This window comes from Saccharopolyspora oryzae, from assembly GCF_027853915.1.
Taxonomy (GTDB): Bacteria; Actinomycetota; Actinomycetes; order Mycobacteriales; family Pseudonocardiaceae; genus Saccharopolyspora; species Saccharopolyspora oryzae.
The window spans coordinates 192,017-206,958 of sequence record NZ_JAQGLA010000004.1 but is presented as its reverse complement, the minus strand read 5'-3'; the positions used below and the strand labels follow the sequence as shown (position 1 = coordinate 206,958).

The window sequence follows — 14,942 nt, the reverse complement described above, 5'->3', positions numbered from 1 at the left end:
CGAACCTGAGAGGTCGGGGTTGGCGTGGAGCTCGCGCCGCAGCTCGCTCGCAGTTCGGAGTTCCTCGGCGAGCGCTGCTCGAAGTCGATCGCGTTCAGTCATCGCTCAATCCGTAGACGCGGGCAGCATTGCCGCGGCCGATCAGGGTGGCCACCCGGAGGGCGTCTTCCAGCGACCATTCGCCTTCCTCGACCCAGGGCCGCATCGCCAGCTCCATGCCCCGGCGCCAGAGCACCGCACCGAGGTGGTGCAGCTCGGGCGGGCCCCAGGCGTCCGACGAGTAGAGGATCTTGGCGAACGGCGCCAGTTCCAGGCTTTCGGCGACAACGGTGGCCGAACGCGCCCCCGTGTAGTTGATCCCCAGTCCGACGTCGAAGTAGACGTGGGGGAAGACCTGGGCCAGGTAGCCGGCGTTGCGGTGGAACGGGTAGCAGTGCAGCAGCAGCACGTCCGAACCCGAACCCTCGATCGCCTTGAGCCAGCGCGTGAGCAGCAGCGGGTCGCAGCGGTGCAGTTCGACGTCGGGATCGCCGTAGCCCGCGTGCAGTTGCAGCGGGAGCCCGGTGGCCACGCCCTCCCGCAGCAGCATTCGCAGCAGCACCACGTCATCGACCCTGGGCGGTGCTCCGGAGTCGATCGACCGCAGCCACTCCCCCGCTGCGCGCAGCACGTCCGCGTCGGTCGGCGGTTCGGGGTCGAAGTCGAAGCCGTACCGGTACGCCACAATGCTTTTCAGCCCGACGGCGGACCGGGCGCGCCGCGCCAGCTCGTCCCGGAATGCCGCGACGAGCCCTTCTGCGGTGCAGCCCGGCGCCACCGATTCGAGCACGGACTCCAGGCGGACCACCTCGTCCACCTGCTCGTCGACAAGCTGGCCGAGCTCGTCCGGCGACAGGATCTGCTCGCCGCGGTATCCGGTCTCGATCAGCCAGTGCCGGGTTCCGCTGGCCGACAGCAAGCGGCGGGTGAGCTCATCAGGATCCAGTTCGGATCGAGCGGCCCAGTAGTCCTCGGCGCTCGCCCGTTCCGGCAGGCCGAGCAGGGGCGCGCAGTGCCTGCGGATCGCGAAACCGATCTGCGAGTCGAACTGCGTCATCCACGACGGCACCGGCCGGTCCGACTCGGTGATGAGCGATTCGAACTCGGTGCGGGACACGCGGTCGCGCAGCGGACCGTGGACGTGGTGGTCGATCAGCGGGATGTCGGCCAGGCGGGCTTGCAGCTCAGTACGCATCGGCGACCTTCTGGCACACGTCGACCGCGTCGAGTCCTTCGACGGCGCGGAGTTCGGCGCGCTTCACGTCGAGGTGGGTGCGCAGCAGCTCCGGTGCGAACCAGTCGCGCACGACGGTGTCCTTCTCCAGCTCGTCGAGCGCTTCGGACAAGTTGGCCGGCAACGAGGGGATTTCGTCGAACTGCTGGTCCGCCATGTCCTCCGGCCACACCTCCGGCGGTTGGTCACCGCTGGCCAGCCCCTCCAGCCCCGCCCTGATCAGGGAGCCGAGCACGAGCCACGGGTTCGCCGTCGCGTCGGCGGCCCGGTACTCGAGGTTCAGCTGCCGCTCGGGATCGCCGCCCCCGACCGCGCTGGTCGGGCAGATCCGCACGAGCGCTTCCCGGTTGCGCTCGGCCAGGAAGATCCCGCCGACGCTCCAGCGGTGCGGCTGCAATCGGAGGAACGAGGACGGGCTGGGTGCGGTGATGGCGGTCAGCGCCCTGGCGTGGGCGAGGATGCCACCCGCGAAGCGCGCCCCGAGGTCGGCGAGCCGACCTGGGCGCTGCTCGTCGAACAGCACCGGCCGACCGGTGGCGGCGTCCACCAAGGACAGATGCACGTGGACACCGTTACCGCCCCCGTTCGGGGTCTGCAACGGCGCGAAGGTCACGCGGCGGCCGTGCCGACGTGCGAGATCGCGGACGATCTCCTTCAGCAGCACGGCCCGGTCCGCGGCCACCAGCGCCGAGGTGGGCGCGAGCGTGATCTCGAACTGGTCCTCGCCGTACTCTGGCAACCAGGTCTCCGGTTCCAGACCGGTCCGGGCCAGGAGCTCGACGAGATCGGATCCGAACGGCTCGGCGCCCCGGTAGCGCGCGAACGAGAACGGTGCCGTGCCCTCGCTGCCGTCCAGCATGAACTCGTGCTCGAACGAGGCGACGACCTCCAGCCCGAACCGCTCGCGCAGATCAGCGAGCGCGTTGCGGGCGAACGTGCGGGGATCGCAGTCCCACGGTTCGCCGTCGGGCAGGGTCTGGTCGGCGAGGAAGAGGCGCACTTGCGGGTGGCCATCGGTCTCCGGGAGCACGACCCCGGCTCCGGCGTCCGGCATCAGGCGCAGGTCACCGGTCGAGCCGAACGCGTTCTCCTCCGCGATCCCGCCGAAGCAGGTCAGCGCCAAGTTGGCGGGCACCCAGCCGACACCGCGGCGCAGGACCTCGTCGAGGTCCCGTTCCGGAACGCCCCGGCCACGGGTCAACCCCGCCAGATCGCAGGTCGCGACGAAGACAGTCGAATCCATGGATGCGCCTCACCGATCTCGGGTTAACAACGCCGAAAAAGTAACGCCCGTTAGATAGCTAGTCAATGCTCATTCTGCCGTAACAGAATATTCAGGGCGACTTCCCGGCGTCGCCGGACCGGGACAGCGCTTCGATCTCGCCCAACCGGCTTCGAACAGCATCCCCGCGCCGCTCGGCCACGGCGGCGACCACCGCCTCCACCACTGCCATCGCGGGAACCAAGGAGTCGAACGGGCTCGGCGCCTCCACCCTGGAAGGCAGCACGACCTCGGCCGCCTGCGCCGCCGGCGACATCCACGGATCGGTGAACAGGACGACGCGCGCGCCGCGAGCGGCGGCCTCCCGCGCGAAATCCGCCAGGGCCGGGTCGTACCGGCGGTAGTCGAACACGACCAGGACATCGCGCTGCCCGAAGTCCAGCAGCGTGGTGGCCTGCGAGAGCTCATCGGGCGGAATCACCCGCACCGCGGGCCGCAGCATCGCCAGGTGGCTCGCCAGGTACTCCGCCAGCACGCGGCTGAACCGGCCACCGCGCAAGTGGATCCGCATGTCCGGAGCGCTGAGCAGATCGGCAGCGCGGTCGAACTCGGCCTCCGGCAACGTGTCGAACGACCAGGACAGCACGTCGATGTAGTGCCGGGCCACCGCGGTGGCGTTCCGCCTGCGCTCCTCGGTGCCCGAGACCTCCGCGATCTGCCGCAAGGGCGAGCTCAGCTGCTGGTCGACCTCGTGGATCAGGGCCTTCTGGAACGCGGGGTAGCTGTCGAAGCCCAGCCGCGCGGTGAAGCGCAGCACCGTCGGCGCACTGACGTGCGCCCGCGCGGCGAACTGCGCGACGGTTTCCAGACCTGCCGCGGGGTACGCCGCGAGCAACGCGCGTGCGACCTTCAGCTCGCTGCGGCTGAATCCGGCCAGCTCGGCGCGGGTGCGCTCCGCGACGGTCGCCGCGAACTCCGCGCCCCCCGGGCTGCTCACCTCAGCACGATCACCTTGTCCAGGCACTCGCACCCCTCCCTCTCGAACCTCGCGTTGCCACCGATCATTGTCCCGCCCCGCAGAGCCGACCGGGCGTCGATCCAGTCCGCGACCACACCCCTGATCTCACACGCATTACCAACTTCGGTGTTGACCGCAAAGTTGTAATGCTCATAATATCCGAAGCCTGCGGCGCGTGTGACCGCCCTCACCCGGGACTCGGACGCAACAGCTGGTCCGCCGCAGGCTCATCCAGCGCTGGCGCGGAGACACCGCAAGCAGCTCGCCCCGCCGCCGAGCGGAAATCCGCCGGTCGGCCACCACCCCGACGGATGCACGCAGCGCCGCTCGCAGAGACGGAAGAGGAACATGGACACAGCCAGCGCCGTGAAGATGGTGACCGCGCAGATCGAACGGGACCGCAGCTACCCGGTCGAGCTGACGCAGGAGCTCGTGCGGATCCCGACCGTGAACCCGAAGTTCGAGGTCGGCGAAGGCCTCAACCGCGAGACGGACGCCCAACGCCTGGTGGCCGAGCACCTCGCAGCAGCCGGTCTGACCACCGAGCAGCACGAAGTCTTCCCGGACCGGCCCAACGTGCGCGGTCACCGCGACGGCTCGGACGAGCCCAGCCTCGTCCTCAACGGGCACATGGACGTCGTCCCCGTCGGCGACCGCAGCACCTGGTCCGTCGATCCGTTCGGGGCCGAGATCCACGGCGGTCGGCTCTACGGGCGCGGCGGCTACGACATGAAGGCCGGAATCGCGGCCGCGATCGCCGCCGCGAAGGCGATCCACGATTGCGGGATCGAGCTGGCCGGCCGGTTCGAGGTGCACAGCGTCGTGGACGAGGAGGCCGGCGGGTTCGGCAGCAAGGACCTCGTCACCCGCGCCCGCGCGGCGTCCGCGGTCATCGTCGGCGAGCCGACCGAGGAACAGGTCATGCTCTGCCAGGGCGGGCTGGAGTGGGTGCGGGTCACCCTCCGGGGCCGCAACGCGCACACCGGGTGGCGGTACAACGACATCTACCCGCAGCGCGATTCCGCGGACCGCACCCGCCCCGGCGTCAACGCGGCCGAACTGGCCGCACGCCTGATCACCGCCGTCGGGCAGCTCGAACGCGACTGGGCCCGCGGCAAACCGGCGCACCCGCTCCTGCCGCCCGGGGTCAACACCATCAGCCCGAGCGTCGTCCAGGTCGGTTCGGGACTCGGCCCGGACGGCCTGCCCGCCACGATGACGAATCCGGCCATCACGCCGGACGTCGCCGTCCTCGACTTCGACCTGAAGTACCTGCCCACCGAAACGTCGGCACAGGTCCGAGCCGAGTTCGAGGACTTCATCGGGCACTGGGCGGCGCAGGACCCGTGGCTGCGCGAGCACCCGCCGACCGTGCAGTGGGAGCTCGGCGACCTGCACTTCCCGGCGTTCGACACCTCGCCGGACTTCCCCGTCGTCGACAGCATCCGGCGGCAACGGGCGGCGCTGGGCAAGACGACCGAGATCACCGGGTTCGTGGCGGTGTGCGATGGCGCGTTCTACCGCCCCACGGGCGCGACGCCGCTGATCTACGGCGCGCTGGGCGCGGACGCGCACGGACCCAACGAGTGGGTCGACGTCAACTCGATCGTCGACACGGCAAAGGTTTTCGCCGCCGCGGCGATCGAGCACTGCGGCCTGCGCCCGACGACCCGGTAGCACTTCCGACGTCCATCCTCAATGGAGTTATCAGATCCGCGCCCGTACTCCGGGACGCACGCGGACAGGAATCCCCGGCACCGCCGCCCCAGCGGAACCTGCTGCGCGCCGACCACGCCGTCGGCGCGCAACTCCGGAACGAAACGCGAGTCAAGCCATGAGCAACTCCCAGGACGACGGCGTCCCGGCCCAGCGCTACCGCCAGCCGAAGGGCGTCGAGCAGTACGGCGTCGAGGCGATACCCGACGAGGAGAAGACCGTCCGCTGGTGGGACGTGTCCTTCATGATCATCAACTTCCTGATCAACCCGGGCATGATCCTGGTCGCCGGCGGTGCGGTCGCCGCCGGGCTGTCCTTCTGGGCCGCCGTCGCCACGGTGCTCGCCGGGATCGTCGTCGCCTTCGGCGCCTACTCGATCATGGCCACCGTCGGCGTCGACTACGGGCTGCCGGGCCAGGTCGGCACCCGCATCACCTTCGGCATGCGCGGCGCGCAGTGGATCCCGTCCGCCCTTCACGTGATCAGCTCGGTGTACTGGTTCGCGTTCCAGACGGTCGCCGGTGCCCTCGGGATCATCGCGGTGCTGCGCGCGTTGACCGGGCACACGCTGAACTTCGCGCTCGTCAGCGTGATCTTCGCGATCGTGCAGGCCGCCGTCGCGCTCGTCGGCTACGGCTCGGTGAAGGTGCTGGCCAGGATCGCCTTCCCCACCAAGATCGTGCTGACGGTCGTCTTCATCACCGTGCTGATGACGCACGACGACCCGAACTACGCACCAGGCGCGGTGCTCGGCCTCGACCTGCACATCCCTTGGGAGTGGTCGGTCATCGCGTTGTGGCTCAACAGCGTCGTCTCGGCCTGGCTGTCGATGATCACCAACGCCAGCGATTTCTGCCGCTACTCCCGCAGCCGGGTCGACGTGTGGCTGGGCACCATGGCCGCAGCGGTTCTCGGCGCGCTGATCACCGCGTTCGTCGGCTGCTACGCCGCGGTGGCCTCCGGCGGCAACGACAACGCATTCGACGTCATCGCCCGCATCACCGAAAACCCCCTGCTGCTCGGCCTGGTGCTGCTCTACATCATGCTGGACAACTGGACGATCAACGTCCTCAACCTCTACACCGCGGGACTCGCCCTGGTGAACATGGTTCGCCGGCTCGGGCGGTTCTGGGCGACGCTCGGGCTTTCGCTGATCGGCATCGCGCTGTCGCTGCTGCCCGAACTGGTCAACGGGTTCACCGGTTTCATGACGGTGATGGGCAATCTGTTCGCCCCGGTCGCCGGCGTGCTGATCGCCGACTACCTGTTCTGCAAGCGCCGGGCAATCGACGTCTCCGAGCTGTTCGCGAAGAACGGCCGCTACTGGTACTGGTCCGGTTTCAACTGGCTGGCCGTCGGCTGGACCATCGCCGGATTCCTGGTGTACCTGGCGCTGCCGGACGCCGCGGTGCCGTCGATCACCTGCCTGGTGGGCGTTGGCGCCGGCTACCTGATCACCGCCTCGCTGCTGGCCGAGCGGTTGCCGCACCTGCGCGCCGCCAACGCGCCCGTTCCCACCCCGCACGACGTCGATCAACCGGCGCCCGCCCGGTCCTGACCAGTTGCCGGGGCCGCGATCGGGTTCGCCCTGTCGCTCGTGGTCTACCAGCCCGCCGCCGTCAACGCGCTGATCGATGCGGCCCTCGATGCCGGGGCGACAGCGTCAAGCCCGCCTCGAAGTCGTTGTGGGGCTATGGCGGGGTCGTGCAGGCCCCGGACGGGTTCTCCTGGGAGAGCACGTCGGTTCCCGCCGGACGCTGAGCCGGCGGATTCCCCTTACCCCACCTGCGATTTCTCGCAAACTCGTCCACCGGAGTGATCAAGTGGCGTAACGTGGTCCGCTCCGCAAGCGGGAGCGGTTCGCGAATGCGAGGTGTTGGGGGATGGCTGCTCCGGGGAGGTTGACCGACAGCGCCTCGTTGGCCCGGCGGTTGTTGTGGAACCGCCGAGTCGGGGAAACCGCCGGCCCGCAGCCGGTCGTGGTGCTGCTCGGCCCCACCGGATCCGGCAAGACCGAGGCGCTGAACTCGATCTCGCGGGACTGCGGCAGCGGCGTCGTGCACAACCAGCCGCTGGACTTCGCCCAGGACGAACCGAAGACGGTCGAGGCGCTGGCCCAGATCGCCTTCGGCCTGTCCCGCCGCTGGCCCTCCCGCAAGCCACCGCGGTTCACCCGCTTCGCGCTGGGCCTGATCGCCGTGCAGGCGACGTTGCCGAACGACCGCGAGCAGGCCAGGGACAAGCTCAACCGGGCCATCAAGGAGTTCGCCAAGAGCCCCACCGCGGAACGGACCGCCGAGATCGTCCAGACGCTGTCCGACGCCGCCGAACCGCTGCTCGATCCGCTGCTGGCGACGACCGCCAACCTCCTGCCCACGCTGATCCGCTACGCGGGGCGCCGACCGCTGGCCAACGCCAAGCGCTGGCACGCCGGGTTCCCCGAAGCCGAGGGCGCCGACCCGCTGGACGCCCTGATCCAGCTCAGCATCCGGGGCCGCGCCGATTCGGCGGAGATGACCAGCTGGCTCACCGCCGCGTTCCTGGCGGACGTGCGGGCGAGCCACGAGGTGATGGCCAAGCCCGAGCCCAAGAGCCCGTGCGAGTGCGTGAACCCCGCCGACCAGGACCACTACCACAACTGGATCGTCCTGCTGTACAACGTCGACCACGGCGCCGGGTTCCAGTTCCTGGAGGACATCACCGCGGCCCGCGAGCGGCACCTGGGTCAGCGCGAGGAGCACGATCCGCTGCTGATCATCGCCACCAGCGGGCGTTGGCACCCGGAGTGGGAGTCCGACTGGCACCCGCCGTGGAAGTCGCTCGAGAACAAGCCCGAGGACGTGTCGGTGGTGTCGCGCTGCACGAACGTCGGGCACTGGCGCACCAATCCGGCGGAGGCCCGGCCGACCGCGAGCTACCTGCCGGTGCTGCTGGAGCCGCTGAAGATCGAGGAGACCGCCCGGATCCTCGGCACCAGCGTCCGCTCCCCCGCTGCCAGGCTCGCCCAGCGCGCCAGCGGCGGCTTGCCGCGGGCCGTGCACACCGTCCAGAACCTGCTCGACGGCCGCCCGCTCGACCAAGCCCGGCGGGACGCGCTGTGGCCCGACGATCTCGCCGAGGCGGACTCGTTCCGGGAACGCCTCGAAGACCTGCGGCTGTCGCACCACCTGCTGGACGTCGACCTCGAGGAGTTCGTCACCGCCGCGGCGTGGGCGACCGCGCCGTGGCTGGTGCCCGCGGAGTCGACCAGCCTGGTGTCGCAGCCGAAGATCGGGCGCATCCTCACCGAACTGCGCACCGGGTTGTGGGTGATCGCGCCGGAACGCCGCGGCGGCACCGAGGACCACACCGTGCTGCACCCGTGGATCGCGCGGACCCTGCTGTCCGCGCTGGCCGCGCGCGACGGCGAACCGTCGTACGAGACGCAGTTCCGGGCGATGCTCGAGGACACCACCGTGCAGCGGGATCCGGAGCGGAAGGCGTACTGCCTGCTGGCCCTGGGCGAGTTCGCCGAAGTCGTGACCATGCTCGAGGAGCGGTTCGACCGGATTCCGCACCAGGACTGGGTGGACCTGCTCACGCTGGTCTCCGGCGCGCCGGACAACAAGCCGCTGCAGCACGACCACGACGCGCTCTACCAGGCCCTGGTCCGCGAGGACCAGCGCGGCAAGCCCGACGACCGGTCGACGGTGCGCAACGTGCTGGCCCGCCTGGTCGCCGCGGCCTGGCTGCTGACCAATCCGCTGGCCGGTCCGGACGACGAGCGCAAGAAGCTGGTGGCGCAGTGCTTCCGCGAGCTCGCGCCGCTGTCCCGGCGTTCCGACGTCGCCGCCCTCTACGAAGCCGCCCGGCAAACCGAGCGGCTGTTCTGAGCACACCGACCGATTGGACCTGGCGATGCCCTCATCACCCCAGTCGACACCCGCTCCGGTGCGCCCCTGGCCGTGGTGGCGCCGCCACAAGATCATCTCGGCGCTGCTGGTGGTCGTGGTGGTGGCCGGCGGTCTGGCGTGGTGGCGTCCGTGGGAGCGCTGCGGTGCGGGCATGTCGAGCGCCGAGGACCAGTGCGTCGGGCTGAACCTGGACATGACCCCGTTCAGCTCCGATCCGACGATGAACGCCCTGCAGCAGCGGATCGCCCAGCACAACTCCGAGATCACCGGCGAGGACTTCATCACCGTCGTGGTGCTCAACAACATGACGCCCGACCCGGGCTCGGACAGCGCGGCGCTGCTGAACGTGCAGCACGGCGTCATGGGCGCGATCGCCGCGCAGGCCCGGGTGAACACCACGTCGGTCGTGGGTTCGCAGCGGCCTCCGGTGAAGCTGCTGCTGGCCAACTACGGGGCGAACGCGCGCTGGCAGTCCGAAGCGGTGCAGGCGATCCTCGACCACCGCGACGAGCAGCACATCGTGGCGGTGGTCGGTCTCGGGCAGAGCCTGGACGGCACGCGCACGGCCGCCAGCACGCTGTCGGCGAACAAGGTCGCCGTGATCAGCGCGCTCGCCAGCGCGGACAACATGAACCGGGACCCGGTCAGCAACGACTTCATCGAGCGCTTCTACCGGATCGCGCCGACCAACGTCGACGCCGCGAACGCGGCCGTGTCGCACCTGCGCGAGGTCAACGCCCAGAAGGTGATGCTGGTCCGCGACAACAGCAGCAGCGACATCTACTCGCGCACCCTCGGCGATTCGTTCGAGCAGGCCTACCGCGCGGGCTACGGGCACGACGTGCCCAGCGAGCAGATCTTCACCTCGCCGTCCGAACCGCTGGAGGGCGTCACCCGCGACACCTTCCTGCAGCCGCAGTTCGCCAACGTCTACGGGCGGATGTGCCTGGAGAAGCCGGATCTGATCTACTTCGCCGGCCGCGGCTCCGACCTCAAGGCCTTCCTCCGCGCCGTGGGCGAGGGCGGGGCCTGCAGCCTGCCCGAGGTCGACCTGCTGACCAGCGACGACGCGTCCAGCCTGCTGGGCGGGCAGTTGCCGGACATGCCGGCCACCAAGGTCAACGTCTTCTACACGAGCGTGGCGACCGCCGACATGTGGAAGAACACCGACCAGACCGACAACCGGGCGAACTACCAGGCCTTCGCGAACGCCTTCGCGTCCCAGGACCTCGACGACGACCTGCGGGACGGTTACGCGATGGCGCACCACGACGCGCTGCTGCTCGCGGTGGGCGCTGCGCGGCTGGTCTCGAACGTGCAGAAGAACAACAAGGTGGTGGCCGAGCTGATCAACAACACCTACGCCTGCGGCCACCCGCTGCCCGGCGCCACCGGCAAGATCGCGTTCAGCCCGGACAGCCACGGCGACCCGATCGACAAGGCGCTGCCGATCATGCAGCTGAAGCCCGACGGCAGCATCGAGCAGAAGGGCCTGACGTGGACCAACGGCCGGCCGTTCGACGAGTTCTGCCGCTGACACGTCCAGGTCCATTCGATCGTAGGTACTCGGCTAACTCGAAGGGGTGGACTGTCCGGTAGTTGTTTGGTATATGCCATCAACTCGCTTACCGTGAAGGCGCGCGAGTGACGTTCGCGACCGGGCTGCGGCGCTCGACCGGTGTTCCCGTCGGCCGAGCGCCGCAGCTGTGCGAAACGGGCGTTACGGCACGACCGCGGGTTCCCGCTGCAGGTGCTCAGCGATCAGCCCACCGATGACCGCCATGGGTTCGGCCTGCGTGATCGCGTCGTGGGTGCACTCGACGTCGTGGGAGATCACCGCACCCGTGATCCGCGAGTTCCACGCCTCGCCGTGGGCCAGCTCGTCGGCCGCCGCAGCGCGGAAGTACAGCAGGTCCCCGTGGAAGAGGGACTCGGCGTAGGTCGGCAGCAGCGCGGCGGAGTTGAGCAGGACGGTGGTCAGCGCCGTGATCTGCTCCTCCCCCAGCGCCGGGTGGTCCTGGGCGCCTGACGGCAGTCCCGCCGCCTCGAGCAGCAGCGACCGGACGTCCTCCCGCCCGAACTCGACTCGGTGCACCTGCGGGTCGACCGGCCGCGAATCGAGCAGGGCCAGCAGGGCGACCCGCTCGCCGTCGGCCTGCAAGCGGGCGGCGATGGCGTGCGCCAACGCGCCGCCGAGCGACCAGCCCAGCAGGTGGTACGGCCCGGTCGGCTGCACCGAGCGGATCTGGCGCACGTAGCCGTCGACCATCTCGCGGAACGTCGACGGCAGCTCCTCGGCCCGGGTCAACCCGATCGACTGCAGCCCGTAGACCGGCACGTCCTCCGGCAGGTGGCGCGGCAGCCCGGCGTAGCACCAGCTCAGACCGCCCATCGGGTGCACGCAGAACAGCGGTGGTCGAGTGCCGCTGGTGCGCAGCGGGAGGACCGGCTCGAAGGCGTTCGACGACGTCTCCCGGTCCAGCAGCTCGACCAGTTCGGCCACCGTCGGAGCCTCGTACACCGCGCCGAGGAGAACCTCGGTGTTCAGGTCGGTGCGGAGCCTCGTGACCAATTCGGCGGCTCGCAGCGATTGGCCGCCCAGCTCGAAGAAGTCGTCGTCGATGGTGACTTCCTCGACGCCGAGCACCTCGGCGAACAGCGCGCACAGCTGCTCCTCGCGCTGAGTGCGAGGAGCGCGACCGGCGCGGGCTTCGGGTGCGGGGAGGGCGGAGTGGTCGAGCTTGCCGTGCACCGTCAGCGGGAGCTCGGGGAGCAGGACGAACGACGACGGAACCATCGAGGTGGGCAGGCGTTTCGCCGTCCAGGAGCGGAGTTCCACCGCATCGACCGGTTCTGCCCGCGGCACCACGTAAGCGACCAGCTCGGGCTCCGCGGAAGTCGTCGCCGCCACCACTGCCTCGGCCACCCGGGGATGCGCGGTGAGCGCCGCCTCGATCTCGCCGGGCTCGATGCGGACGCCGCGGATCTTGAGCTGGTCGTCGGTGCGACCGAGGTACTCGAGCATGCCGTCCTCGGTCCACCGGGCCAGGTCGCCGGTGCGGTACATGCGCGCGCCCGGCCGCCCGAACGGATCGGGCAGGAAGTGCTGCGCGGTCAGCTCTTCCCGGTTCAGGTACTCGCGGGCGACCTGAGCACCGCCCAGGTACAGCTCGCCGGGCACGCCCGGCGGCTGGGGCTGCATCGCGGCGTCGAGCACGTAGGCGCGGACGTTGTGGCCCGGACGGCCGATGAGCGGCCGGTCGCCCTCGACGCGGCAGTACACCGAGTCCACTGTGGATTCCGTTGGGCCGTAGTAGTTCCAGGCCTCGATCCCCGGGCAGTCGCGCAGCGTCGACCACAGCGCCGGGTCGATCGGTTCGCCGCCGACCATGAGCAGCCACGGGAACTTCTCCGGCCCCGACAGCAATCCCTCGGGCAGCAGGCGGCGCAGGAAGGACGGGGTCAGGTCGACGAAGTCGATGCGGTGCCGGGCGAAGTACCGCACGAGCGCGGCTGGGTCGAGCCGCACCTGGTCGTCGATGAAGTGGACCTCCTGGCCGGCGGCGAGGAAAAGCACGCTCTCCCAAGCGGTGTCGAAGGAGAACGACGCGGTGACCGCGGCTCGCAGCCGCCGTCCGGCAGGTTCGATCAGCTCGCGCCGGTGGTCGTGGAAGAGGTTGGCGAGCTGGCGGTGCTCGACGACCACGCCCTTCGGCCCGCCGGTCGAACCCGAGGTGAAGCTGATGTAGGCCGCGTGCTCCGGCCGGTGGGTGCCGACCGGATCGGTGCCGGGCTGCTCAGCACCGACCTCGTCGAGCACCAGGAACGGGTGCTCGGACGGCAGCGTCGCGCCGATCGCCGAGGTGGTGAGCACGTGGCTCGGCCGGGTTTCCGCGAGCAGCGCCTGGATCCGGGCCGGCGGGTGGCCGGGGTCGAGCGGTACGCAGGTCGCACCTGCCTTGAGCACCGCCATCACCGCGATCAGGTAGTCAGCGGTGCGCGGAAGGGCCAGCGCGATGCGCGTTTCCGGACCGGCGCCGCGTTCGATCAGCAAGTGCGCCAATCGGTTCGCGCGGGTGTTGAGCTCGGCGGCGGACAGCCTCGTCTCGCCGCAGACCAGCGCAGTGGCATCGGGTTCCGCCCGTACCTGGGCTTCGAACAGCTCCGGCACCGTCGCTTCCGGAGTGTCGTGCTCGGTGTCGTTCCACCTGTCGAGGACCAGTTCCCGCTCGTCCTCGGAGAGCAGGTCGATCGCCCCCACCTGCTGCTCCGGATCGGCGTTCGCCAGCACGTGCAGCAGCTGGAGGAAGCGGCGCAGGTGCGCCGCCGTGGTCGGGCCGTCGTACTTGTCCGGGTCCGAGTTGAAGTCGATCCGCAGCGATCCGTCGGCGGGCCGGTCGTAGACGTTGACGCCGAGACCGGTGACCGGACCGTTCGAGAGGTTGCGCAGCACGGCCGGATGACGCCCGAACTGGAGCTGCGCGTCGTGGGTCATGATGTTCATGCCCCAGTCGCCGAGGTAGCCGCCGCGGTGGTGGGCGATCCCCAGATCGCGCACGAGGTGCGCCGAGGAGTAGCGCTGGTGGCGCAGCAGGCCCTTCGCGCTGTTCGAGGTGGTGCGGATCAGTTCGGCCACCGTCGTCGACGGCGTCATCAAGGTGCGCAGCGGCAGCACGTTGGTCACCATCGACGGCACGCTGCGGGCGAAGCTGCCCGACCGGCCGTTCACCGTCAGGTCCAGCACGACCTCGTCGGTTCCGGCCAGCCGGTGCACGTACAGCGCCAGCGCGGACATCGCGACCGACGGCAGGCTGGTGCGCGCCTTCCGGGCCAGCGCCCGCAGCCCCGCGGTGTCCTCCGGGGTGACGTGACCGGTCTCGCGCAGGAAGGTGTGCGGCACGACGGACGCCGGAGAGCTGGAGCGGTCCGCCTTGGGCCAGTCCACCAGGTGTTCCGCCCAGTACTGCCGATCGCGGACGTACCGCTCCGATTCGTCGTACTCCGCCTCGTCGGAGATGAGCTGCGCCAGCGAACCGAACTGGCACGGCGGGAACGGCTGCCCCTCCTCGGCCGCCCGGTAGAGCTCGGCGACGCGCTGGATGAACAGCGCGAAGCCGAACCCGTCCATGAGGATGTGGTGCATCGCGACGTAGACGGTGAACCGCTCCTGCCCGGTCCGCAGCACGGCGAACGAGAACAGCGGTGATCTCCGCAGGTCCACCGGTGAGCCGAGCTCGGCCCACATCCACTCCTCGGCGGCCGCCTCCGGATCGGCGGCGCCGCGCAGATCCACCTGCGGCAGCGACCAGTCCAGCACCGGTTCGATCGTCTGCCACATCCGGCCGCGCCCGTCACCGTCGAACCGGGCGCGCACCGCATCGGTCTCCGCCACCGCCTGCCGCAACGCGACTTCGAGCAGCTCGACGTCCAGCGGACCGTCGATCTCCACCGCTTCCGCGGCGCGGTACAGGGGGTTGGTCGGATCGAGTTCCTGGGCTAGCCACACAGCCGTCTGGGCAGCTGTCAGCGCAAGCGTTCCGCGGTCGGTCTCCTTGGACATGGCACGCTGGGTACCACGCGAACAACAAGATCCAACTGAGTCGAACCCGGCACGTACGAGTGACGACTGCGTCACACCCCTGCGACCTCCGGTCATCGCCGCACAAACTTCCCATTCTGCCGGAACAATTCGGCGAGCAGCGGGCATGACGCGCCGAGCAGCCACCCGCGGAGGAGCGCCCGACGGGGCGCGGCCTTTTGCCTGATACCAGCCTCTTTCGGCCGCGGTGGGAAGATCCCGCAAAGCTGGGACCGACCTTG

8 protein-coding genes and 1 pseudogene are annotated in these 14,942 nt (G+C 69.9%); 5 read left to right on the top strand and 4 right to left on the bottom strand.

Annotation, left to right across the window (positions count from 1 at the left end):
* Positions 1-94: 94 nt before the first annotated feature.
* The 3 genes from OU415_RS04815 to OU415_RS04805 all read right to left on the bottom strand — a co-directional run bounded on the left by OU415_RS04815 (position 95) and on the right by OU415_RS04805 (position 3,492).
* Complete coding sequence (locus OU415_RS04815) at positions 95-1,234, bottom strand: amidohydrolase family protein (protein ID WP_270947315.1); 1,140 nt, start codon at positions 1,232-1,234, stop codon at positions 95-97.
* Positions 1,224-2,516 (bottom strand): glutamine synthetase family protein, encoded by a 1,293-nt coding sequence (locus OU415_RS04810; protein WP_270947314.1) that lies wholly within the window; start codon positions 2,514-2,516, stop codon positions 1,224-1,226. The genes OU415_RS04815 and OU415_RS04810 overlap by 11 nt, the downstream gene beginning before the upstream one ends.
* Before the next feature lie 91 nt (positions 2,517-2,607).
* Positions 2,608-3,492, bottom strand: a complete 885-nt coding sequence (locus OU415_RS04805; protein ID WP_270947313.1) for a MurR/RpiR family transcriptional regulator — start codon at positions 3,490-3,492, stop codon at positions 2,608-2,610.
* Between the two features lie 369 nt (positions 3,493-3,861).
* On the opposite strand from OU415_RS04805, the gene OU415_RS04800 reads away from it, so the two are divergent.
* From OU415_RS04800 to OU415_RS04780, 5 genes and pseudogenes are all read left to right on the top strand, one after another.
* A complete protein-coding gene (locus tag OU415_RS04800) occupies positions 3,862-5,190 on the top strand; it encodes an ArgE/DapE family deacylase (protein WP_270947312.1) in 1,329 nt (442 codons plus the stop codon).
* Between the two features lie 157 nt (positions 5,191-5,347).
* A complete protein-coding gene (locus OU415_RS04795) occupies positions 5,348-6,787 on the top strand; it encodes a purine-cytosine permease family protein (protein ID WP_270947311.1) in 1,440 nt (479 codons plus the stop codon).
* Positions 6,788-6,808: 21 nt separating this feature from the next.
* Positions 6,809-6,963: pseudogene (locus OU415_RS04790) on the top strand (glyoxalase); the annotation flags it as partial.
* Positions 6,964-7,112: 149 nt separating this feature from the next.
* Positions 7,113-9,101 carry a hypothetical protein gene (locus OU415_RS04785; RefSeq protein ID WP_270947310.1) on the top strand — a complete coding sequence of 663 codons (1,989 nt, stop codon included), beginning with the start codon at positions 7,113-7,115 and terminating at the stop codon, positions 9,099-9,101.
* 25 nt (positions 9,102-9,126) lie between these two features.
* Positions 9,127-10,659, top strand: a complete 1,533-nt coding sequence (locus OU415_RS04780) for an ABC transporter substrate-binding protein (protein WP_270947309.1) — start codon at positions 9,127-9,129, stop codon at positions 10,657-10,659.
* A 183-nt stretch (positions 10,660-10,842) separates the two neighbouring features.
* Here OU415_RS04780 and OU415_RS04775 read toward each other — a convergent pair whose 3' ends face one another.
* Complete coding sequence (locus tag OU415_RS04775) at positions 10,843-14,682, bottom strand: amino acid adenylation domain-containing protein (RefSeq protein WP_270947308.1); 3,840 nt, start codon at positions 14,680-14,682, stop codon at positions 10,843-10,845.
* Positions 14,683-14,942: the final 260 nt, after the last annotated feature.

Bases quoted from the DNA above. Each gene is read 5' to 3' on its own strand.
- OU415_RS04815 (WP_270947315.1), bottom strand. From the start codon at position 1,234: ATGCGTACTGAGCTGCAAGCCCGCCTGGCCGACATCCCGCTGATCGAC.
- OU415_RS04810 (WP_270947314.1), bottom strand. From the start codon at position 2,516: ATGGATTCGACTGTCTTCGTCGCGACCTGCGATCTGGCGGGGTTGACC.
- OU415_RS04800 (WP_270947312.1), top strand. From the start codon at position 3,862: ATGGACACAGCCAGCGCCGTGAAGATGGTGACCGCGCAGATCGAACGG.
- OU415_RS04795 (WP_270947311.1), top strand. From the start codon at position 5,348: ATGAGCAACTCCCAGGACGACGGCGTCCCGGCCCAGCGCTACCGCCAG.
- OU415_RS04785 (WP_270947310.1), top strand. From the start codon at position 7,113: ATGGCTGCTCCGGGGAGGTTGACCGACAGCGCCTCGTTGGCCCGGCGG.
- OU415_RS04780 (WP_270947309.1), top strand. From the start codon at position 9,127: ATGCCCTCATCACCCCAGTCGACACCCGCTCCGGTGCGCCCCTGGCCG.
- OU415_RS04775 (WP_270947308.1), bottom strand. From the start codon at position 14,682: ATGTCCAAGGAGACCGACCGCGGAACGCTTGCGCTGACAGCTGCCCAG.